22 protein-coding genes, 1 pseudogene and 1 riboswitch are annotated in these 20,409 nt (G+C 53.6%); of the genes and pseudogenes, 17 read left to right on the top strand and 6 right to left on the bottom strand.

Annotated features, from left to right (window positions below):
• Positions 1–62: 62 nt before the first annotated feature.
• Positions 63–911, bottom strand: coding sequence for an NAD(+) diphosphatase (gene nudC, locus PSTEL_RS25235; protein WP_038701684.1), 849 nt, complete (start codon positions 909–911; stop codon positions 63–65).
• A gap of 192 nt (positions 912–1,103) precedes the next feature.
• Here nudC and PSTEL_RS25230 point away from each other — a divergent pair, with 192 nt between their 5' ends.
• Both PSTEL_RS25230 and PSTEL_RS25225 read left to right on the top strand, forming a co-directional pair.
• Positions 1,104–2,171: an FIST signal transduction protein gene (locus PSTEL_RS25230; protein WP_038699645.1), complete on the top strand. Its 1,068-nt coding sequence runs from the start codon at positions 1,104–1,106 to the stop codon at positions 2,169–2,171.
• Positions 2,152–3,219 carry a methyl-accepting chemotaxis protein gene (locus PSTEL_RS25225; protein ID WP_052099032.1) on the top strand — a complete coding sequence of 356 codons (1,068 nt, stop codon included), beginning with the start codon at positions 2,152–2,154 and terminating at the stop codon, positions 3,217–3,219. Before PSTEL_RS25230 ends, PSTEL_RS25225 begins: the two co-directional genes overlap by 20 nt.
• A 111-nt stretch (positions 3,220–3,330) precedes the next feature.
• Here the strand turns inward: PSTEL_RS25225 and PSTEL_RS25220 are convergent, their stop codons facing one another.
• Positions 3,331–3,801, bottom strand: coding sequence for a MarR family winged helix-turn-helix transcriptional regulator (locus PSTEL_RS25220; protein WP_052099031.1), 471 nt, complete (start codon positions 3,799–3,801; stop codon positions 3,331–3,333).
• Between the two features lie 271 nt (positions 3,802–4,072).
• Between PSTEL_RS25220 and PSTEL_RS25215 the strand changes: the two genes are divergently transcribed.
• The 11 genes from PSTEL_RS25215 to PSTEL_RS25165 all read left to right on the top strand — a co-directional run bounded on the left by PSTEL_RS25215 (position 4,073) and on the right by PSTEL_RS25165 (position 12,889).
• Positions 4,073–4,657, top strand: coding sequence for an NAD(P)H-dependent oxidoreductase (locus PSTEL_RS25215; RefSeq protein ID WP_038699643.1), 585 nt, complete (start codon positions 4,073–4,075; stop codon positions 4,655–4,657).
• A 112-nt stretch (positions 4,658–4,769) separates the two neighbouring features.
• Positions 4,770–5,624, top strand: a complete 855-nt coding sequence (locus PSTEL_RS25210) for an SDR family oxidoreductase (RefSeq protein ID WP_038699641.1) — start codon at positions 4,770–4,772, stop codon at positions 5,622–5,624.
• A gap of 280 nt (positions 5,625–5,904) precedes the next feature.
• Positions 5,905–6,348: a winged helix-turn-helix transcriptional regulator gene (locus PSTEL_RS25205; RefSeq protein WP_052099026.1), complete on the top strand. Its 444-nt coding sequence runs from the start codon at positions 5,905–5,907 to the stop codon at positions 6,346–6,348.
• Between the two features lie 133 nt (positions 6,349–6,481).
• Entirely contained in the window at positions 6,482–7,015 is a 534-nt protein-coding gene (locus tag PSTEL_RS25200) for a DJ-1/PfpI family protein (protein WP_038699639.1), read from the top strand.
• A gap of 175 nt (positions 7,016–7,190) precedes the next feature.
• Entirely contained in the window at positions 7,191–7,460 is a 270-nt protein-coding gene (locus tag PSTEL_RS25195; protein ID WP_038699637.1) for a hypothetical protein, read from the top strand.
• A 305-nt stretch (positions 7,461–7,765) separates the two neighbouring features.
• On the top strand, positions 7,766–8,617 hold the full coding sequence (locus PSTEL_RS25190) for an EcsC family protein (RefSeq protein WP_038699635.1): 852 nt from the start codon (positions 7,766–7,768) through the stop codon (positions 8,615–8,617).
• A gap of 284 nt (positions 8,618–8,901) precedes the next feature.
• Complete coding sequence (locus PSTEL_RS25185; protein ID WP_038699633.1) at positions 8,902–10,320, top strand: hypothetical protein; 1,419 nt, start codon at positions 8,902–8,904, stop codon at positions 10,318–10,320.
• A gap of 224 nt (positions 10,321–10,544) precedes the next feature.
• Positions 10,545–10,835 carry a DUF6509 family protein gene (locus tag PSTEL_RS25180; protein WP_038699631.1) on the top strand — a complete coding sequence of 97 codons (291 nt, stop codon included), beginning with the start codon at positions 10,545–10,547 and terminating at the stop codon, positions 10,833–10,835.
• 263 nt (positions 10,836–11,098) lie between these two features.
• A complete protein-coding gene (locus PSTEL_RS25175; protein ID WP_038701677.1) occupies positions 11,099–12,025 on the top strand; it encodes an AEC family transporter in 927 nt (308 codons plus the stop codon).
• A gap of 107 nt (positions 12,026–12,132) precedes the next feature.
• On the top strand, positions 12,133–12,567 hold the full coding sequence (locus PSTEL_RS25170; RefSeq protein WP_038699629.1) for an SRPBCC family protein: 435 nt from the start codon (positions 12,133–12,135) through the stop codon (positions 12,565–12,567).
• A 1-nt stretch (position 12,568) separates the two neighbouring features.
• Positions 12,569–12,889, top strand: a complete 321-nt coding sequence (locus PSTEL_RS25165) for an ArsR/SmtB family transcription factor (protein ID WP_038699627.1) — start codon at positions 12,569–12,571, stop codon at positions 12,887–12,889.
• Positions 12,890–12,962: 73 nt separating this feature from the next.
• Here PSTEL_RS25165 and PSTEL_RS28640 read toward each other — a convergent pair.
• Positions 12,963–13,173: pseudogene (locus PSTEL_RS28640) on the bottom strand (transposase); the annotation flags it as partial.
• Positions 13,174–14,247: 1,074 nt separating this feature from the next.
• Here PSTEL_RS28640 and PSTEL_RS27285 point away from each other — a divergent pair.
• Positions 14,248–14,814 (top strand): zinc metalloprotease, encoded by a 567-nt coding sequence (locus PSTEL_RS27285; RefSeq protein ID WP_084065327.1) that lies wholly within the window; start codon positions 14,248–14,250, stop codon positions 14,812–14,814.
• A 31-nt stretch (positions 14,815–14,845) separates the two neighbouring features.
• Positions 14,846–15,484 (top strand): hypothetical protein, encoded by a 639-nt coding sequence (locus tag PSTEL_RS25160; RefSeq protein ID WP_052099023.1) that lies wholly within the window; start codon positions 14,846–14,848, stop codon positions 15,482–15,484.
• A 554-nt stretch (positions 15,485–16,038) separates the two neighbouring features.
• Here the strand turns inward: PSTEL_RS25160 and PSTEL_RS25155 are convergent.
• Positions 16,039–17,004: a Gfo/Idh/MocA family protein gene (locus PSTEL_RS25155; protein ID WP_038699625.1), complete on the bottom strand. Its 966-nt coding sequence runs from the start codon at positions 17,002–17,004 to the stop codon at positions 16,039–16,041.
• Entirely contained in the window at positions 17,001–17,702 is a 702-nt protein-coding gene (gene rpiA, locus PSTEL_RS25150) for a ribose 5-phosphate isomerase A (RefSeq protein WP_038699623.1), read from the bottom strand. The genes PSTEL_RS25155 and rpiA overlap by 4 nt, the downstream gene beginning before the upstream one ends.
• A 146-nt stretch (positions 17,703–17,848) precedes the next feature.
• On the opposite strand from rpiA, the gene PSTEL_RS25145 reads away from it, so the two are divergent.
• A complete protein-coding gene (locus tag PSTEL_RS25145; protein ID WP_038699621.1) occupies positions 17,849–18,808 on the top strand; it encodes a sugar-binding transcriptional regulator in 960 nt (319 codons plus the stop codon).
• 3 nt (positions 18,809–18,811) lie between these two features.
• Here PSTEL_RS25145 and PSTEL_RS25140 read toward each other — a convergent pair whose 3' ends face one another.
• A complete protein-coding gene (locus tag PSTEL_RS25140) occupies positions 18,812–19,171 on the bottom strand; it encodes an MmcQ/YjbR family DNA-binding protein (protein WP_038699619.1) in 360 nt (119 codons plus the stop codon).
• A 129-nt stretch (positions 19,172–19,300) separates the two neighbouring features.
• A riboswitch (purine riboswitch) is annotated at positions 19,301–19,404 on the top strand.
• Positions 19,405–19,555: 151 nt separating this feature from the next.
• On the opposite strand from PSTEL_RS25140, the gene PSTEL_RS25135 reads away from it, so the two are divergent.
• Positions 19,556–20,146, top strand: a complete 591-nt coding sequence (locus PSTEL_RS25135) for a xanthine phosphoribosyltransferase (RefSeq protein ID WP_038699617.1) — start codon at positions 19,556–19,558, stop codon at positions 20,144–20,146.
• The last annotated feature ends 263 nt before the right edge of the window (positions 20,147–20,409 follow it).

Below are 20,409 nucleotides of genomic sequence, written 5' to 3'. Positions count from 1 at the left end.
CTCTTCCCCCATCCATAGGCGTGTGTCTAGTTCAGCCTATGCTCCGGCCGAGGAAGAGGTTCTTAGCATCTTGTATACTGCCCGATATACCAATCAATGATTTTTCGGGCAATGCTGACCTTGGCCGGAATAACCGGCAGGCTGTCCGGGCGGAACCAGTCGGCATGGACGATCTCCTCGCCGTCCACCGCGATTTCGCCGCTCTCGTAGTCCGCCAGAAATCCGACCATCAGGGAGTGCGGAAAGGGCCACTGCTGGCTGCCGAAGTAGCGGATATTCGTAACCTTCAGTCCGACCTCCTCCATGATCTCCCGCTGGACGCAGTCTTCCAGCGTCTCGCCGGGCTCGACGAAGCCAGCGATCAATCCGTACATATTATTCTGGAAGTGTCCGGCGTGGGCGAGCAGAATCTCATCGCCCTTCAGCACGGCGGTTATAACGGCCGGTGCGATACGAGGATAGCTGACGAGCCCGCATTCCGGGCATTTCCGTGACCACTCGGCCTCCGACGGCACTGTCTGGGTACCGCAGCGTCCGCAGAACAGATGGGTTTCATCCCAAGCGAGCAGCTGAACCGCCTTGCCCGCCAGGTGGAACAAGTCCTCATCCATCGCTTCGTACAGTGAGCGCAGGGGACGGAAGAGAAGTCCTGGCGGTTCGGTTGCTTCCGGGGAGGCTTCAGCGGCGAAGCAGGGAATACTTCCGAACGTTCCGAGATAAAGAGTGCGGATAGAAGCGACCGTCAGCTCTTCCGGCGACAGCGCCAGGGGAACGGCAGCCGCGCCAGAGTCTTCGGCGACAAGCAGTTGGCCTGCGCGGAAGATGAACCAGTAGGCGGGACCCTCGAAGCCGGTCTCCTGCACAACGGCCGGCACATAACGGTTATAAATGCTCAGTCTGGGTTTGGACATGGGATCATGGACCTTTCCTGGGCCGGGATACCGCGGCGTCAGCGGTGCCGGCGGCATCCCGGCCATCCTGAATTTTCCTCTAAGGATAGCAAAAAAGGGGAGAGCTGACAAACTGTCTACCGTAAGAAATGCCGCAGACACCGGGGAAAGGCCATGTTAAACTTGGAAAAATGTGTTAAAGGGGGTTCGAGGATGAGAGCGGTGCGTTTTATCAACTGCGCTGAAGCGCAGACTTATTTGGACCGTAACGCGGACAGTGGCAAGATCTGCGTCCTGTTTGCGCCGGTTCCCCATGTGCTGGAATTATCCGCCACAGCGCCGCCAGGAATCATCCTGTGTTCGACCGCCGGCGAGTATTCGTCCGAAGGCTACGAGGACGGCGTCATTACCGGCTTTGAATGTGCGGCCGCAGAAGCGGAGGTCGTGGAAATCGGCGATCCGCCTATTCTGAGCCTGGACAGGCTTGAGGAAGCGTATGGCAGGGCGGCGGATAATCCCGAGGCCTTCATGCTTCTGTTATGCGACGGCCTGAACGGAGGAGAGGAGCTTCTGCTGAGCACCTTCTTTTCGCTTCGTCCCGATTTCAAGATTATCGGCGGCAGCGCAGGCGACGGGCTTCAGTTCAAGGAGACGTATATTTTTGCGGATGGACGCCGGATGTCGAACGTCGCACTGCTGATCTCCCCGAAAGGCCGGACTTCGCTGATTAAGGAAAATATTTATTCAAGAACCGGCACCACGATGCTGGTGACGAAAGCCGATGTGCTGAACCGGACCGTGTACACGTTCAACAACCGTCCCGCCAGCGAAGTGTATGCGCGGCTGCTCGGGGTGCGCGAAGAGGAGCTTGCGGAGCACTTTATCAACCACCCGCTCGGCAAAGAATATGAAAGCGATATTTTTATCGCTTCGCCAATGAAGGTCAATAGCGACCGGTCCATCACCTTTTACTGTGAACTGATGGCGAATACGTTCGTGCATCTGCTGAAGCCGGAAGACCCGCTAGAGGTGGTGCAGCGGACGCTCAGGGAAGCGCCCCGCAGCCCTTCTTTTGTCTTCGCCGTCCACTGCATTCTGCGATCGTTGAAGTTCAAGCAGGAAGAGCTGTGGGACCGGTATGACCGGGAGATCATTGACTACTGCCGGAATACGGCGGGCTTTGTGAGCTATGGAGAGCAGTACTACCGTCACCATTCGAACCAGACAATGGTGATGCTTGTGGTAGAGGAGGATGAAGATCATGCTCAGCATATTGTTTAAATCGGGGAGGCGCAAAGCTTCAAGAACCGAAGCCCTCGATGGGCGGAAAGAGGCCCCCATTCCAGCGACGGCGGAGATAGGAGGCACCGGGGAGAACCGGCAAGAGGGTGTCCGATCTCCCGGAGAGAAGGCGGACGCCATGAAGTTCATCTTCGTGCTGGCAAGGCAGCTGCAACGGGAGACCGACAGCCTCCTGGATGAGGAAGGCGTCATGACGGGACGCTTCAGCGAGCTGCTGGAGGGTACGGGCTACACCGCTGGACAAATCGGGGAGGTACGGCGGCATCTGGAGAGCCTGTCCGGGAGCAGCGAGCAGACGACCGAACGGATCGACCGGGCGTTTGATAGTTTCGATGCCTCGACCCGCAAGGTGGATCAGGCCAAGCGGGAGAACGGAATCATCGCGGAGCAGTTCGGCCACGTATCCGGTATGTTCCTTGAATTTACGGAATTGTTCGACGGGCTGGCGGTCCAATACCGGCAGATTGAAGGCTTCGCTTCGGTGATTGCCGAAATCGCTTCCCAGACCAATCTTCTGTCGCTCAACGCTTCTATTGAGGCGGCCCGTGCGGGTGAACATGGGAGGGGCTTTGCGGTAGTGGCCGATGAAATCAAGAAGCTGTCTGACAGCACCGAGCAGAACGCGAAGGACATTATTGGCTCGCTTGGGGCTATGACGGACGCGATAGCAAGGCTCCAGCGGAAATCGTCGGACGGTATGGAGATGATGAAAGGAACTAACGCACTGGTCGGCAGTTCCGCGGTCTGGATGGATGAGATCGCCTTTGCCCAGCAGGAAGTGAAGCAGGTGCTGGACAGCGTGAAGGAATCCCAGGACCGCAACCTTGACGAGATTGCCGGCATCCATGACAAAATGCGGGAGCTGGCCGAGAAGTCGACGCAGGACAACGGCCAGTTCGAGGCGCTGATGCTGAGCGTCCAGAGAAAAGCGGACGGGTACCTGAAGATTCTGCATCATCTCAGGCAGATACGCAGCCTTCAGGAGAAAAGGGAATCCGGGAACCCAGGGGAGGAGAACCGGGGATAACGGGAACGAACGGGATTAATCGGCGATGCGTCGCCTTACATTCACCTGACCTTATCTCCTCAAGCTGCGTCCTGAATCTCCTCAAGCTGCGTCCTGATAAGAGCCTCATTCTTAACCGTTATGGCTGGCTTGGCCGGGGGGTTCTCCATCGTTCAACTTCAACAGCTTGTCCGACAGCAGCTCCAGCGCTGCCGTCACCTGCCCGGTTTCGTCCGGCGACAAACCCGCGTATCTGTCTGCGACCAGCTGCTCAAGCCGCGAATCAGACAGCGCCATCAGCTCTTGTCCCTCCGGGGTCAACTCCACGTAATACACTCTTTTATCCTCAAGGGCGGCTCGTTTGGCCACCAGCGATTTCTCCACCAGCTTCCTGACCTCGCGGCTTGTATTCGGCAGCGACATGCCGGTACAAGCTGCGATCTGTCCCAGAGTCACGCTTCTCTCACTGTACAGGAAATGCAGAATTTCGAACTGAAGCAGTGTAATCGCCTCAGGCTTGATCGCAATCAGCAGCTGACTCGTCAGCTTGCTGAACCCAATGCCGAATACTTGCAGCTTACGGGCTAACTGTACCATCGACATATCCATCACCTCTTCGTCATACCGACATTTTGCATAACACGAATAATAACGCATAAAGGTCCAATATATAGACAGATCCATTCATTCTGATCTATCTATGTGTTGATTGAACCCGCCTTATGGATTTATACAAAACGCTCATGTGAAATCATTATGACAAAGATTATTTTATACCGCAATCTTCTATATATCATTTGACAACTAGTTAACAAAGACCTAATATACTTGTAAAATGAAAATTATCATTTGATAAGTAAATGGAGGGGTCGAAGTGAATACGCTGATTGTCTATGCTCATCCCAGCCGCGAGAGCCTGAACGGTGCTTTCCTGGAAGCCGTCCTGCAGGGCATCCGGCAGAGCGGGGGGAACGGTGAGACCGAGGTGCTCGATCTGTATGCGGAAGAATTCAATCCTGTGCTGGTGTACGGCAAGGAGCGGAGACGAAGAGATATGCATCTTGACCCCGAGCTTGAAGAATACAGAGAGCAGATTACACGCGCGGACCGGATTGTATTCATTTACCCTATTTTCTGGGGGCGCCCGCCGGCCATGCTGCTGGGATATATCGACCGGATGTTCGCTTCGAATTTCGCCTTCCGGAATCGTCCGAACCGCGTGTATCCCGAGGGGCTGCTGAAGGGGAAAAGCGCAATTTGCATCTCCACCATGAAAGGTCCCGCCCATTATCCGCTGCTGCTGCTGAACAATGCCCATAAAGTGCTGATGAAGCGCGGACTGTTTCATTACGTTGGCATCCGCAAGGTGAAATTTTTCGAGTTCGGCTCCATGGAAGGGGCAAAGGGCAGTCAGGCGAAAAAGCTGGCTACGGTAGAGCGGTATTTTGCAAAAAGTTAAACCGAATAGGGCAACCTTCTTCAAAAGGGGTTTGACAATCATATCGTTTGTAACTACAATGGTTACAGATTGGATGACATATTAACCTTGAATTTGAATGGAGGAGAACATGATGAAAATCGGATTAACGGGAGCAACCGGCCATTTGGGCCGGTTTGTGGTGGAGGCTTTGCTGAAGACGGTTCCGGCGGGGCAAATTGTCGTCAGTGTACGCCAGCCGGAGAAAGCGGCAGACCTTAAAGAACGCGGGGTCGAAGTGCGCCACGGGGACTTCGACAGCCCTGAGACGCTGCCGCAGGCATTCGCCGGCCTTGACCGGCTGCTGATCGTATCTGCAGACGGCGACACCGAAACCCGCATCCGCCAGCACAAGGCAGCCGTCGACGCAGCGAAGGCGGCGGGCGTGGGCTTCATCGCCTACACGAGCGCGCCGAAGGCGGATACAAGCAGCCTGTTCCTGGCCGAGGTGCACCGCTTCACGGAAGGAGTCATTCGCGAGAGCGGCATTCCTTACTCGTTCCTGCGGAACAACTGGTATCTGGAGAATGAGGCCGGCTCCATTCAGGCAGCCAAGGCCGGAGCGCCTTGGGTGACCTCAGCCGGCACCGGCCGCGTAGGCTGGGCACTTCGCCGCGATTACGCCGAAGCTGCCGCCGCCGTTCTGGCCGGTGAAGGCCATGAGAATACCGTCTACGAGCTCGGCGGCAAGCTGCTGACCCAGGAGGAGCTGGCTGGCATCGTTGCCGGCGTGCTGGGCAAGGAAATCCCGGTTCAGCAGGTCGATGACAGCACCTATGCCGAGATCATGAAAGGGGTCGGCGTTCCGGAACCGGCGCTCCCCATTGTGGTTGGCATTCAGCAGGGCATCCGGGAAGGCACGCTTGAGGTCGCGAGCGGCGATCTGGAGAAGCTGCTGGGCCGTCCGGCCACTCCGCTGGAAGAAGGAATCCGCGCGCTGCTCGGCTAAGGCATAGCTGCGCAGACGAAGGAAACAGACAGAAGCTGTCTGTATAGGAACGTGAATAGGCTGCCGCCGGGTGATCCGGCGGCAGCTTTTTCATGCGGGAAGGCATGAGCTAATTTAGTTACTGACTCAGCAGAAGAACAGGCGCGATGGGATATGCTAACAACGTTCAACGTTCCGTCTGCTTATCCCCGTTCGTTCGCTCTTTCATAAGGGACAGCCGGGATTATGGTATAGTGGAACCAAGACCCGGGCGGTTTGGCGCCGGATAGGAGCGGAAGATATGTCCGACCAATTAAGAGAGGAAATTCGAAACAAGATTGTGAACGGCGACTATCACTGTGAGAAAGAGCTTACTCTTTCGGTGATTAGCGGCAAGTGGAAAGTGGTTATTTTATGGCATTTAGGCGTGGAAGGGCCGCATCGCTTCAGCGATTTGCAGCGGCTTTTTCCTAAAATTTCACATAAAATTCTGACCCAGCAGCTTCGCGAGCTTATGGAGGACGGCATTGTTCACCGGGAAGTCTATCCCGATATTCCGCCAAAAGTGGAGTATTCCATGACGGAGCTCGGAATGACGCTGCTGCCGATCGTCGAAATGATGTACGAATGGGGCAAAATGCGGATCGGAATGATCCGAAGCGAGCTGAATCTTGAGTCATCACCGGAGGAAGAGGAGAAGGACTGCTGTGATCGGGTGAAATGCGGCAGCCAGGCACAGGGATAGGGGATTTTATCCGAAAAGAGAGCCGGGGCGGTAACCTTTTGGTAACCTCTGCACGAAAAAGTGCATTCTTCCCGCTTCAAGAGAACGGCGTTAGAATGGGTCCATACACGAAAATAGTGGAGGAGAGATACCCATGACTAAACAAGCGCTGCTTATTATTCCGCCGGACCGGTTCAATGAAGACGAGCTGTTTCTTCCGAAGGCCGAACTGGAGCAGGCGGGAATCGTCGTTACGGTGGCAAGCACCAAGACCGGAGAAATTACCGGAGACAACCAGGGAAAGGCGGTAGCCGAAGCCGTATTCTCCGATCTGCCCACCGGGGACTACGACGTCGTGGCGGTCATCGGCGGGTCGGGAACGATTGATTATTTGTGGGGCGATGACAAGCTTCAACAGTATGTAAAAGAGGCTTACGACCGGAACATTCTCGTTGCCGGCATTTGCGCAGGCTCCGTAGCTGTGGTGAAGACGGGGCTGCTCAAGGGCCGTCAGGCCACCTGCTACCCGGTCGATGTCATGATCGATCAGCTGAAGGCGAACGATGTGGACTACGTGGTTGAGCATGTCGTCGCGCATGACGATATCATCACAAGCGACGGCCCGGAAGGCGCCCGCGCGTTCGGTCAAGCACTGGTGGAAGCGCTCAGTACCAAGGCGAATGCCTGATTATCGGAATGGACAGCAGTTTGGAAAAGGCGGCCCGAGGGCCGTCTTTTTTCGCGCGCGGTCTGCTCGTGAAGGAACCTTTACCGGGCTCGCGCATGCATAATCGGGTTTCATTTTAGGCCATCCTACACAGGAGAAACCAGCATAAGCAAATACGAAGGAGAGGTCCTAATTTATGAGACATTACGAATCGAGCATGCGCACGAACAGCACCGTCGATCAGGCCGAGGATGCGGTGGTCAAGCTGCATAACGCCGTTACCCAGGCTATGAGCCATCCAACCGAGCAAACGACGCAGCAGGCCGAGAACAGTCTGGCCCATGCGGAAGAAGCGGTCAAGCATGCGCCGGAGGGCTCGGTCCAGGGACATGGAGTGGAATTTGCGGAAGAGATGCTGGCGGATGAGAAAAAGCGTCTGTCGCTGGTGGACAAGAAGCTGCGCTGATCGCGGGCTGTGGTGTGCCGTGCGGCCGGGTGTTCCGGCCGAGGAGCGGGGAAACCCGGAAACCCGGAAACCCGGAAACCCGGAAACCCGGAAACCCGGAAACCCGGAAACCCGGAAACCCGGAAACCCGGAAACCCGGAAACCCGGAAACCCGGAAACCCGGTACCCTTTAAACCGGCGTCCTGGCGGGCCAAAGGAACGCATGGCTTGTCCAGCGCTGCGGCTTCCACGCTCTTTATGCCGTGAGGACTTTCTTCTCCCTCTTTTTTAGGGTATATAGAGAATAAAAAGGAGGGGCTAACGACATGGAGGAAATAAATACCCGCGGTGCAAGGCTGGAGACGCCGGAAGAGCTCCGCGAGGCGCTGAATGAGATTAGTCAGTGGGAGAAGGATCAGAAGCATCTGATGATTTGGGAAAGGTTCACCCGGCTGCCTTTCAAAATTCTCGACAAGCTCACGCCCCGGGTCGTTCATGAAGCACTGGGGAAGCTGCTGGACGAGATAGGCGGCTTCATCCAGAACGGCGGCAATTATCTGGTCGCTGGCCGCAAGGTGGGCGAAATGATCGAAGAGGCCAGCCGCGAAGCCGGAGGAACGGGAGCGGGGCCGTACCCTCTGGCCGTTATGGATGAAGCGGCGCTGCGGCTGTCCAAGAGCCGGAGCAATTATGCCATGGCGCAGGGAGCCACGACGGGCATCGGCGGCATGTTCACGCTGGCGGCCGACATCCCAGCCGTGCTCGGCCTCTCGCTGAAGGCCATACAGGAAATCGGACTCTGCTACGGATATAACCCGCTGGACAAAGAGGAACGCATCTTTGCCGTCAAGGTGATGCAGGTCGCCTCCGCCGAAACAGCCTCCAGGCAGGCGATTTTGGAGGAGCTGGACGCGGAGATGGGCATAGGCGGGGAATTGGGCGGCGGCGAAGGAGCCGCTGTATCGAAAATCCAGGGATGGCGTGAGGTCATCGCTTCCTACCGGGACAGCTGGAGCTCGAAGAAGCTGCTTCAAGTCATTCCCGTCGCCGGCATGTTCTTCGGCGCCTACACGAACCGTGAAATGCTGAAAAGCGTGACGGAGACGGCCATGATGCTCTACCGCAAGCGGAGAATTCTTGCCAGACTGGCGAAAGAAGAACCTTCGCCTAAAGGCTGACCGCGCGAGTGAATGTTGTACTTAAGGTGAGATCAGCCCGTTGAGCCAAGTGCATTGGACAAAGTGCATTGGACCAAGTGCATTGGACCGAGCGCTTTGGATGAGGTACCCGGAGAATGCCACAAACGTATGAATGCCGTATAAGAAAGCCCGGATCGCGCTATGGACAAGCGCTCCGGGCTTTTTGCATATAATGGATGGTTAAGCGGGCCGCCTAAGAACCGCCAACTGGGCTCATGCATAGTGTATAGCAGCAGTTGGGCATTTGAAGGGGGCTTAGCGGTATGGACATCACGTTATCGGCGATCCATTACGTATATTTGGCGTTTATTGTCTTTATTATGGCGCTGCTGATCCGGCGGCGCGATACTACCATGATCTGTGTGGCGGGGATCTTCTCCCTCGGCCTGATCGCGACGGAGACGCTCGGCGGCTCGGTATCCGGGATCTTCAATTCCTTCGTCTATGCGACCAAGGAGTTGATGGGTACGATCATGATTATCTCCATCATCGTGGCGATGAGCCGGGTGCTGGGCGTCACCGGCATTAATGAGACGATGGTATCCCCGCTGACCCGGTTTCTTCGCACACCGGCTATGGCGTATTGGGGCATCGGGATCATTATGCTGATCTCCTCCCTCTTTTTCTGGCCTTCGCCGGCGGTTGCCCTGATCGGCGCCGTCCTGCTGCCCGCGGCCCTCCGGGTCGGTCTGCCGGCTCTTGGCGCAGCCATGGCCATGAATCTGTTCGGCCACGGCATCGCCCTCTCCGGCGACTACATTATCCAGGGCGCGCCGAAGCTGACGGCCGACGCAGCCGGGCTTCCGGTCGGCAGCGTCATGGAAGCGAGCGTGCCGCTCGTCATCGTCATGGGCGCGGTGACCACGATCACCGCCTTCTGGATGATGTGGCGGGATCTCAAGAACGGAACCTTCCGGGACGGATTGGTTCCGGCGGCGCGGACGGGCGACCTGCTCGGATCATCTCCCGAAGCCGCCTCCGGGCAGGCCGTCCTCGGTCCACGGACCCGGAGAACGCTCGCGGCCGTGATCCCCTCCCTCTTTTTGGCTGATGTCATCGCCATGGTTGTGCTGAATCTCCAGGGCGGTGATGCCACCGCTCTAATCGGCGGAACGGCGGTGCTCATCCTGATCTTCGTCACTCTGCTTGCGCATCGCAATCAGGGACTGGAGCAGGTCACATCCTATCTCATCGACGGCTTCGGGTTCGGCTTCAAGGTCTTCGGTCCTGTCATCCCGATCGCCGCCTTCTTCTATCTTGGCGATTCCGCCCTCACCGAGCTGTTCGGCAAGCAGGTGCTTCCCGCCGCTTCGCACGGCATCGTCAACGATCTGGGCGTTGCCCTCGCGAATGCCGTGCCGCTGAACGGCAGCGTTGGCGCCGTTACCCTCGCGGTCGTCGGCGCCATTACCGGCCTCGACGGCTCGGGCTTCTCCGGCATTTCACTCGCCGGCTCCATCGCCCATCTCTTCGCTACCGCCATCGGCTCCGGCGCAGCGACGCTCACCGCACTCGGCCAGGTTGCTGCCATCTGGGTCGGCGGCGGCACGCTCATTCCGTGGGCGCTCATTCCTGCGGCCGCTATTTGCGGCGTCAGCCCTTTCGAACTGGCCCGCCGCAATCTCAAGCCCGTTCTTATCGGTCTTGCCGTCACGACCGTCTTCGCCATGTTCCTCATTTAGCGCCGTTTCCGTCTCCTTGAATCGGCGGCGTTCTTTGAGAAGCGACGTTTTCCGACAACCTTCGGCACATATTAGTTCTTTTTAGTACTACTAATTTCGTCATCATTTTTAAGGCTTCCTCTGCGTTGCGGGGCGGCCTTTTTGTATATAATAGAGAAGATGCAATACTTACAGCGGCCTCAAGCGGTCGCGCCATTATTTCATACAGAAGAGGCGGATGTCAGATGCTGACGATTTCAGAGTACAGTGTGGAGAAGATCCGGGACCCTTTCGGCATTATTTCCGGGAACCGTTATGAATTTATGGTCAAGCTGGATGTTCCAGAGGACGATGAGCTCTATTCGGAGAACGGCGTCAGCGTGCGGGCCGTTGTGAAGGAAGAGGACGGAGCGGTCAGCGTCGTGACTTACGATGTGATGGAGACGACGACCCAGAAGCTGCTGGATTTTGATCTGGAGGATGACGAAGAGGAAGAGCTTGCGGTATTCTGCCGGGAGCATCTGCCGGAAGAGTGAGCCTGGACCAGGCCCGAACCTGAAATGATAATTGAACGCCAAGCAATACCCCGAGGCTTCTGCATTCTGCCCCGGGGTATTTGGCATATATGGGGGAGCGGCAATCTGCCAAGGGCGTACGTTCACAGATCATTTTGCCGAGAAACTTATAAATATGTCATGTGTAATAGGTATAGGCTATAAAGCTATTCGTTACAAGTCTTGGACGGATAAATGGTCAGGGGGTATAGTGGGGAAATTCGAAGATGATCGGGGTGTCCTGCTTGATTCAGACTGTTCTGTCCACGTTATACGAAGTCATTGTGCCGCTGTCGATTCCCGTCCTCGCCGGGGCGCTGCTCTACCGCTACCAGAAACTCGACACGAAGCCGCTGCTGACGCTGTATCTGTACTTTCTGAGTCCTGCAATTATTCTGGATACGCTCGCGCATGCCGAGATATCATATGATGACATCTATTTGACGCTGGCGTTCGCGCTGCTCAACCTGCTCGTCCTCTGGGTGGTGGCTTCCGGGTTAGGAAGACTGCTGAAGTCATCGGCAGCCGACCGGGCGGGGCTGACCCTGATTTCCGCGCTGACCAACAGCGTCAATTACGGTCTGCCGCTCGTGCTGCTCGCATTTGGTCAGGCGGGTCTGGACAAAGCCTCCGTATACGTAATCTCGCAGATGATCATCGCCAATACGGTCGGGGTGTATTTCGCGGCCCGGTCTTCTTTTTCCGTAAGGAGCGCCGTGAAGTCGGTCTTCTCGCTTCCCGCCATTTACGCCGCCATTCTGGCGCTAATCCTGCGGAGCTTCCATCTTCATCTGCCAGCGGAAGTGGAGAGAGGGGTCACGATGGCCGCAGGCGCGTACTCTCCTGTCGTCCTCGCCATACTGGGCGCCCAAATGATGAAGGTCGGGACGATGCCCGCCGTCAAGGAAGGGCAATCGGTGTTCTGGACGGGCCTCGTTATGCGGCTGGTGGGCGGTCCGCTGCTCGCGCTGGCTGTTCTTACGCTGCTCGGGGTTACAGGCACGCTCCGTTCGGTGCTGTTTATTCTCGCCTCCATGCCGGTGGCGGTGAATGCCGTTGTGCTGGCTGAGCGCTTTGACGCTTCGCCTTCGCTCGTGTCGAGGTGCATCATGTGGACGACCCTCGCTTCTTTTGCTGCCCTGCCGGTTCTGATCTCGGCGATAAGCGGATGAGGAGCGGGTGAGGTGCGGAATTTGACATGAAACCATATGGTTATATATAATGCTAAAATGTACAACTAAAAGGTGTCATAAAAAGCTGTAAAAGGAGATCAAAATCCATGGATTTGAATAACGAGCAGAATCTGCCTGACGTCGTGCAGACGGTAACGATTGAAGCACCGATTGAGAAGGTGTGGAGTAAGGTTTCAACCGCCGAGGGGATTGCCCAGTGGTTTATGCCGAATGATTTCAAGGCAGAGGTCGGACATGAATTTCATATTCAATCGCCGTTCGGGGCTTCGCCCTGCAAAGTAACGGAGGTGAATCCGCCTTACGGGCTGTCCTTTGACTGGGATACGGAAGGGTGGACGGTTACATTCAAGCTCAAGGATCTGGGAGACCGGACGGAGTTCACGCTGATTCACGGCGGCTGGAAGCGGCCGGATGAGCTGGTCGGCAAGGCGAAAGAGAAGGCTTCCGTTATCCGCGACCGGATGGCCGGCGGCTGGGTTGCCATCGTGCAGGAACGCTTGAAGAAAGCGATCGAAGCCTAAGATGGAGGCGGCGGAGAAGCATGATGTGTTCCAGGCGATTGCCGATCCGACCCGCAGACAGGTGCTGATGCTCCTTGCCGAGAAAGAACGGCCGATTTCCGACATCGCGGCTCATTTTCCCGTCAGCCGGACTGCCATTGTGAAGCATCTGCATGTGCTAGCCGAGGCGGAGCTGGTCAGCGGCCGCAAAGTCGGCCGGGAGAAGCTGTATCGTCTTCAGCCCGGTCCGCTGGAAGAGATCAGGGATTGGCTCGCCTACTATGAGCGCTTCTGGAGCAATAAATTGTCCATTTTGAAGCATATCACCGAGAACGAGCTGTAACAGAAAGCCGGCTGCCGCACGCAGGAAGCGTGACGGTGCCGGCTTTTTGCTCGACGGATTGTCAAGCTAAGTGCTACACTTCATCCCAGAAGGCTTCTTGAGCGGACATCCACCTGAGACATTCACGAGGATGGTAGTTTATCAAACGAATCTTCCTCCGGGAGTTGTTCGTCGGTGACAGAAGCTAAATCGGGGCTCTTCGGAAAGAACTCTCGAAGCAACCCGTTAGTGTTTTCGTTTGACCCCCGCTACCAGAAGAACGGGTCTGGGAAATAAACCTGCACGTAGGGTACAGTTCCCCCTACCCATAAGAGTGAGTTCCGTTACTTCCATGTATTTTTTTGAAAAATCAATCCAACAGAGTGACACGGATCGTGATTCGCTGCTGCACAAGAGCCAATACTCTGGCCGGATGCCCTGCTTCTACACATAAGGCGTAGAAGTCTTCTCCGCTAGAGCCTTTTTCTGAAAAGAGTATGCTTAACGGATTGACTTTAAGCAGAGCAAGCGCCTCTTCCACAAATGGTAACGCATTTATGGAAGAGTGGGTGTTCCCGACACGCAGGACGGCACTCAGGTAGAAACAGGATGGCCCTTCGAAGGTCAGGAGCGGGTGGTATCTTTTGCGACCAGGCTTGTGCGAGTTTGTCCCTTATCAGTATTCGCCTGATCACCTTACACGGTTCCTACTGTAGAGTCCAAATCCTGGATGAGAGAGCTTGATGGACCGAAGCTTCATGGATCGTCGGGTTTTCTTTGTCCAAGCGGATGAGCTCCTTGTTCAGTACAGAATGGTGAGAGCATCGTCCTACGAGAAACGACACAACAGGGAGTCGTTCTGCAATTGACGGAAATTGAACAGTCGCTCGCAATTGAGTGTCCAGTCGATGAGTAGATAAAGGAAGGTGCAATGAAGTGGAAACAACCGCTTTATCGCCTTCTTCAGAAGATGAGTTTTAGGGTACCCGCCAGCTTGTTTTTTCCATGTATTCCAGATAGACATTGCTTACTCCGAATCTCGTCGATTCGTTCAGTGATAATTCGGTCTTAATTTGCTTGCGGGTAAGGTAGACTTCAACATACAGGTGCTCCTCTCTTTGGTTGAGGTTGTTCTCGCCAACACCATTCTGCCAAAGATTCGGAGGCCTTTTTCGTTTTTTAGCGATAATTACTTGTGTATTTCAGGTTAGATATTATTAACTGAAAAATATATGTATAACTTATGAAAATATTCAATATATTTACATCTGATGCATTCTACTTTATTACTTATCGGATTTAGTAAAGGGGAAAGGAGGCATGCTAAAAATAAGTAATATGATATAAACTAATTTCAAATCTAATAGGTGGTGCTCAAAGTGAAACAATTCTTAGCGTTTAGAAAAATTATTGTAATTACTTGTTCGCTCTTTTTACTATTTCTAATCTTCGACCAAACTTCTTCGGCACTTTGGTATTCAGGAGGAAGAAGTTCTGCATTTTTTAATGCCTATTATGATTCTTCAGTTTCATCTTATGGTTACACCTCGGCTTTTGATACCGCTAGAACCCGCTGGAACGAAGTTTCTTCATCGGTTGAAGTTGGAAAAACGACATCCTCAAGTGGTCTACCAGACAAATATTTTGTTGGCGTCACAAGTAACCCGGCGGTAATAGGTACGCATGTCCCATACAACGCATATGGGCAAGTGGTAGATAATAACTCTCTTTGGGCATTCAGCACCGTGGCTATATATGATAATACGATGAAACTTAATCAGATGACTTCAACTCAAATTTCTTCAAATGCAACTCATGAAGTTGGACACTCGCTATCTCAGGACCATACTACCACCTCTGCGTCGTCCGTTATGAAACAAGGTATTCAAAGTGTCGGTGTTACTACGTACGATGCTATGTCATTAATCTCTAAGTGGGGAGACTGAAATATTATTTTGAAGAAAGAGGTAAAATTAGATGAAGAGAACTGTGTTTAGTATAGTTACATTGGTGGCAGTAATTATTACTTCTGTTTATTTTTATTCAATAAATAATCCATCCTCATCAAAGCTTGATTCGGTAAAGCCTCAAAGATCTTTGGCATCAACAAGTATACCGACAATATCCATAAGTGCATCATATATTAAACAAGAAACGGTTAGTGAACTAGATAAGGCGTCTGAGTTAATTATTGTAGGGACAGCAACACAGAGTTTCGATGATCGAGAACATATTGTTACAACTTTTTATGACGGATCTGTTCAGGATTTTTATACAATAACTGATGTTTTAGTTGACCACGTCATTAAGGCCCCAAAGGATTCAGTAATTCTTAAAGGTGATGTGTTAAGTATTATTGAACCAATATCTTATTTAGTAAGTGGCAGTGATAAGAAAAAGATAACTTTTGAGGATTACACAGAATTAAATCAAGGTGATAAAAGTATTATTTTTCTTAAGAAGAATACACAGGGACAATACGGCGTAATTAATATGAACCTTGGAAAATTTAGTCTCAATTCTTCTGATAAGCTGAAGAAGGATACAACGGAAGAACAACAGAGTGGGGAAAACTTTAAAGAACAGGTATTAGAAAAATATCAGAATCAGCTTTAAGATATAGTTCGTAAAAAATCATGCGGGACTGGTCCCCGTTTGCGAGACAGGGATCAAAACCACCTTGCAAGTCTAAATAGCCAGTCGTCGGAAATCCATCGGCGACTGGTTATTTAGTTCGAATTGAGTTATAGGAGTCTACTACAACCTCTGGTTCCGCCTCCTTTCCAACTCTTTCTACCTTTTTAGCAGGTCCAACTGGTTTTCCGTCTGTGATTTTTCTGCTCCGATGAGTGTTCTGGACTCTTTACGTAGCTATAATGCTTACCTACAGGCTGTTCCGACGATGCACTTTGCCTTTTTGATACCATCTCATCCATGTTTTTTGCTGTGTCTTATTCCGTATTCCCAGTTGCTCCATGACCTCTTTACCGGAAATCCTTCCACTACATTTATATAACCTTCCTCTTTATTTCTACGGGCTGCTCAGTCTTGTTGCTAACGCAACCACCTCCAAGGTTATCTCCCCTATCTTTCGACAAGGTTTCATTCTCTTGAAGGTGTTTGATATGTCTCACGTTACGGGGTCAGTCCAAAAGGATCAAGTTCGATTCTTATTCAAAAGGATAGGAGAGCCCCCACTGTTCTCTGACCCTGCTCATAATCTCCATCACGTCAAGCGACAGCCCGAGCGTGTCCGTTCTCCCCGTGCGGATGGCTTCCTCCATATCCCGGATCTCATACTGCAGCGCCAGAGCGGTATCTCCGGCCAGAATCATGTCCTGGGTTCCGTCCGGATACTGAACAACCGCTTGGGAAGCGCGGGGGAAATTATCAACGGTAATGAAGCCGTTCTCTCCGGCAACGATGCCCCGCTTGGGCATCTTGGCCCGCATGGTCAGGGATATGACGGCCAATTCATCCGCCGAATTCTTGAGCAGAATGCCGGATTGTTCGTCGACACCGGTTTCGAATGGCTTGTAGGTGGTAAGCACTTCATTAGGCTGACGCGACAAGAAGAATCTTGCGAACGACAGTGCATAGGTGCCGATGTCGAGCAGCGCCCCGCCGGCAAGCTCTTTACTGAAGAAACGGTTGTTCACGTCATATTCTTTATGGCTGCCGAAGGATACCTGGATCATCTTCAGCGGTCCGATTTCGCCCTCTTCGACGATCTGCCGCAGTTTCGCATACAGGGGCATGTGGTAAATCGTCATCGCTTCAGCCACGACCAGACCGTTCGCCTTGGCGAGCGAGGCGATTTCCCGGAGCTGGCCGATATTGACGGTTATCGCTTTTTCTGCAAGCACATGCTTGCCCTGCCGCAAGCTCTCTATAATATATTCGTAGTGGTTGCTGTGCGGAGTGGAGATATAGACAGCGTCGATTTCGGAATCGCGCAGCATTTTGCGGTAATCTCCATAAGCTCCTGCGGCGCCGTATTGCTCGGCGAAGCTCTTTGCTTTCTCCAGGGAACGCGAGCTCACTGCATTCAGCGTCCCGCCGGTCTCCTTCATGGCCTGGGCGAACTCCTGCGCAATGGCGCCCGGGCCGATAAGGCCCCATTTGATGCCGCTCATTGTAACTCCCCCTCCGTGATCGGATATTTCGACAGCCAGGAGATCCCATCTTCGGCTGCGATCAGCACATCAGTTACTTCTTCGGTGAACAGCGATGTCTCCACAACGCCGGGAATGGATTTAAGCTGCAGCTGCAGCTCGCTGATATTGTCTACATGGCTGAAAAAAATATCCAGCAGCGGGTTGCCGTCCTCGGTGGCTGTGTACCCGTCCTTGGCTTCGCTGCGGCGAAGAACCGCTCTGCCGCCGAGTCTGACGGCTTCGGCTTCCGTATAGGCGAGCGCGTCCTCCAGCACCTCCAGCACAACCGGCTTCTGGAAGGTTAGATGGTTAACGACTTTGCCGGCGTCGGCCAGCAGAATGTAGCGGTCCGCCATCCGCGCAACAAGCTTCTCCCTCGTATGAATGCCTCCGCCGCTCTTCAGCGCATTGAAATCCTCGTCGACTTCATCGCATCCGTCAAAAGCAACAGCGAGCTTGCTGACAGAGCCTGTATGCAGCACGTTCAGGCCGCTCTTCAGGCACAGCATCCGGGTCTTGAAGGATGGGGTGACCACCTTGACGTTAATGCCGCTCTCCTTAATATAGCCGATCAGATAAGAAACGGTGCTTCCGCCCCCAAGCCCGATTACGGTTCCGTCTTCGATAAAAGTAAGCGCCGCTTTGGCGCATGCTTGCTTCAGTTCGTCGTCTTTCATCCGTTCCGCTCCTTCCGCATTGTTCGTTAGCACAAATGTGCATTATAATAATTAATGTGCTAAATCGGCGCCTAAAGCATATAACTGTGAGGTCCGCCTGTCAAATGCAGTCTGCCCTGAAGACGGATCGCGAAGGAGAGCTTGGTATGGATGCAAAGCCTGATCGAAAGCTGCTGGTTACCATCGCGCAGATGTATTATGAAGACAATATGACACAGAGCGAAATCGCCCAGAGGCTGGGCATCTACCGCACAACCATCAGCCGTCTGCTGAAGAGAGTCCGCGAGGAGGGAATCGTCAAGATTACCATTAATTACGAAGCTGGCGGAACTTCCGGACTGGAGCGGCGTTTGGTGGAACAGTTCGGCCTCAAGGAAGCCGTAGTGGTGCCGGCGCCCAGCAGCGATACCGGTGCAAGATTACGGGCGCTGGGGGAAGCGTGCGGGCAATGGGTAGCGCGGCTCGCGCGCAAAGACGAAGTAATCGGTTTCTCCTGGGGAAGCGCCATGTCAATGGTAGCCGGCAGCTTGCCTTATGCGGGCAGGCCGTTTGTTACCTTCGTGCCGATGGTTGGAGGACCTGCGGGTACGCTGGACAGCGAATACCATGTCAATACCATCTGCTATCAGGCTGCTGCGAGATGGGGAGCAAGGTCGAGAATGATTGATCTTCCAGCTGTTTCGGAGCGGGGTGAAATGCGGAAGCTTTGGGCGGAGTCCAGGCATTACAGGGAAATATCAGGGCTGTGGGACCGTCTGGGTATAGCTGTATTTGGGATCGGAGCCCTGCGGCAGCGGGGCAGAAAAGAGTGGCAGGCGTTCTACGGCGAGGAAGCGATCCGGGAGCTTGTGGATGGCCGGGCGGCAGGCGACATCTGTTCCCGCTTTTTCGATCAGGAAGGCAATCGGGTGCGTACGGTTCTGGACGACAGACTGCTGACAATTATGCCGGAGCAGCTGAGCAGAGCCAGATACACAATAGGTGTCGCCGAATCGCCCGAGAAGGCGGAAGGAATCCTCGGGGCTCTGCGCAGCGGGTGGATGAATATGCTCGTAACGACGGAGGAGACGGCCCAGATGATTTTGGATATGGAAATAGTTGATTAGCAATTAAAATTGCGGCGGGTTTGCCTTTCCCTTTTTCACTTTGGGTCTCGTAAGCTGAAAGCTATGCTGCACCATTTCAAAAATATCATCATCCTGCATGCTGCCATCCAAAATAACGGTGTTCCAGTGCGTTTTGTTCATATGGTAACCTGGTTTTACATCTTCAAAAATGCTGCGGAGGATATCGGCTCTGGCAGGCTCACACTTGAGGTTCATGCACAGATGCCCGTTATAGTTGTAGATCATTGCGAAAATTTTGTTGTTGCCCTTGTGGCGAATTGCCGTCCAATTCTCGTCAAAAGGATAGTCTTCATATGCAGCTGGACAAGTCAGACAATAATCTATTATTTTCTCTTTATCCATTGGCCCTCCCACAATACTTGTTCAAATCTTCTGCTTGTATAGTTTACCATTAAATGAAACCAATTTGCCGCAGACTGAAAGCAACCGAAAATTTCCTTGTACGGATAAGGGCGGGCGTGTAATATAAAGGGCGTGCCCAAACAAGCAACTCATATAATAATGGGGATAAGGCCCATAAGTATCTACCGGACGACCATTGCAATTGTCCGACTATGAGTGAATAGCGCAGCCGGTGCCTTTTGCGAGGGCGATATCCGGATGCGGACACGCCTGCCGTGTTTGACCATAAGGGAACTACACCCCAAAGGACAAATTCACTTGAGAGACTCAGGGAATCTGTCCTTTTTTGCGTTGCGTCATGAACGAAGGAGCGAGAAGAATACGATGAAGGTATTGGAAGAGCGCATTAGACAGGACGGCCGGATTTTGTCGAATACGGTGCTTAAGGTGGATTCATTCCTCAATCATCAGGTGGACACCACGCTGGTGCTGGAGATTGGCCGGGAGTTCGCAAGGATTTTCGGCGGCAGGCCGATTACGAAGGTGTTGACGATCGAAGCGAGCGGCATCCAGTTCGCGATGGCGGCTTCGATAGCGCTGGGTGTTCCGTTTGTCTATGCGAAGAAAAAGAAAGCCGTCACCCAGGAAGGCGAAGTCTATTCGGCTCCGGTGCATTCGTTCACCCGTGGAGAGTCGTACCTGGTGAGCATTTCGCGGCAGTATCTCGGTCCGGACGACAAGGTGCTGATCGTCGACGATTTCCTCGCCACGGGAGCGGCGCTGGTCTGCCTGGCCGATATTGTACAAGAATCGGGCGCCGAGCTGCTGGGCGTTGGTTGCGTCATCGAGAAGAGCTTCCAGGAAGGACGCGGACTGCTCGAGGAGAGAGGCATCGAGGTACATGCGCTGGCGCGGATCGCCTCCATGGCTCCGGGCGAGATTGTTTTTATCGGGAATGAAGCGGTTATCGGGTAAGACGCCTGGTTCGTAAGAGCGGATCTGCCGATGGCCTCTATTGAATAAGCCGACCCAAAGAGTGAAGAATCTGCCAGGAAATTCTAGGGGAGAAACTCACGATAGGCCGGCTTATTTGGCGTGTGCTTGCGGAGTTCAACAGGTGATCAATCGAAGCATTTCCGGACAAGTGATTCTAGCTTTTGAAGGCTGAAGGATTTTTGACATACCACTCCGTTAGGCCGCAGGTTGAACAGACATGGGGTAACAGCTCGCTTTTCTGG

The organism is Paenibacillus stellifer (genome assembly GCF_000758685.1).
GTDB classification, from domain to species: domain Bacteria; phylum Bacillota; class Bacilli; order Paenibacillales; family Paenibacillaceae; genus Paenibacillus_AQ; species Paenibacillus_AQ stellifer.
The sequence above is the reverse complement of the archived record's forward strand: the minus strand, read 5'-3'. Positions and strand labels throughout refer to the sequence as shown.

Coding starts and splice junctions, on each gene's coding strand:
- nudC (WP_038701684.1), bottom strand. CDS start 911: ATGTCCAAACCCAGACTGAGCATTTATAACCGTTATGTGCCGGCCGTT.
- PSTEL_RS25230 (WP_038699645.1), top strand. CDS start 1,104: ATGAGAGCGGTGCGTTTTATCAACTGCGCTGAAGCGCAGACTTATTTG.
- PSTEL_RS25225 (WP_052099032.1), top strand. CDS start 2,152: ATGCTCAGCATATTGTTTAAATCGGGGAGGCGCAAAGCTTCAAGAACC.
- PSTEL_RS25220 (WP_052099031.1), bottom strand. CDS start 3,801: ATGTCGATGGTACAGTTAGCCCGTAAGCTGCAAGTATTCGGCATTGGG.
- PSTEL_RS25210 (WP_038699641.1), top strand. CDS start 4,770: ATGAAAATCGGATTAACGGGAGCAACCGGCCATTTGGGCCGGTTTGTG.
- PSTEL_RS25205 (WP_052099026.1), top strand. CDS start 5,905: ATGTCCGACCAATTAAGAGAGGAAATTCGAAACAAGATTGTGAACGGC.
- PSTEL_RS25200 (WP_038699639.1), top strand. CDS start 6,482: ATGACTAAACAAGCGCTGCTTATTATTCCGCCGGACCGGTTCAATGAA.
- PSTEL_RS25195 (WP_038699637.1), top strand. CDS start 7,191: ATGAGACATTACGAATCGAGCATGCGCACGAACAGCACCGTCGATCAG.
- PSTEL_RS25190 (WP_038699635.1), top strand. CDS start 7,766: ATGGAGGAAATAAATACCCGCGGTGCAAGGCTGGAGACGCCGGAAGAG.
- PSTEL_RS25185 (WP_038699633.1), top strand. CDS start 8,902: ATGGACATCACGTTATCGGCGATCCATTACGTATATTTGGCGTTTATT.
- PSTEL_RS25180 (WP_038699631.1), top strand. CDS start 10,545: ATGCTGACGATTTCAGAGTACAGTGTGGAGAAGATCCGGGACCCTTTC.
- PSTEL_RS25170 (WP_038699629.1), top strand. CDS start 12,133: ATGGATTTGAATAACGAGCAGAATCTGCCTGACGTCGTGCAGACGGTA.
- PSTEL_RS25165 (WP_038699627.1), top strand. CDS start 12,569: ATGGAGGCGGCGGAGAAGCATGATGTGTTCCAGGCGATTGCCGATCCG.
- PSTEL_RS25160 (WP_052099023.1), top strand. CDS start 14,846: ATGAAGAGAACTGTGTTTAGTATAGTTACATTGGTGGCAGTAATTATT.
- PSTEL_RS25155 (WP_038699625.1), bottom strand. CDS start 17,004: ATGAGCGGCATCAAATGGGGCCTTATCGGCCCGGGCGCCATTGCGCAG.
- rpiA (WP_038699623.1), bottom strand. CDS start 17,702: ATGAAAGACGACGAACTGAAGCAAGCATGCGCCAAAGCGGCGCTTACT.
- PSTEL_RS25145 (WP_038699621.1), top strand. CDS start 17,849: ATGGATGCAAAGCCTGATCGAAAGCTGCTGGTTACCATCGCGCAGATG.
- PSTEL_RS25140 (WP_038699619.1), bottom strand. CDS start 19,171: ATGGATAAAGAGAAAATAATAGATTATTGTCTGACTTGTCCAGCTGCA.
- PSTEL_RS25135 (WP_038699617.1), top strand. CDS start 19,556: ATGAAGGTATTGGAAGAGCGCATTAGACAGGACGGCCGGATTTTGTCG.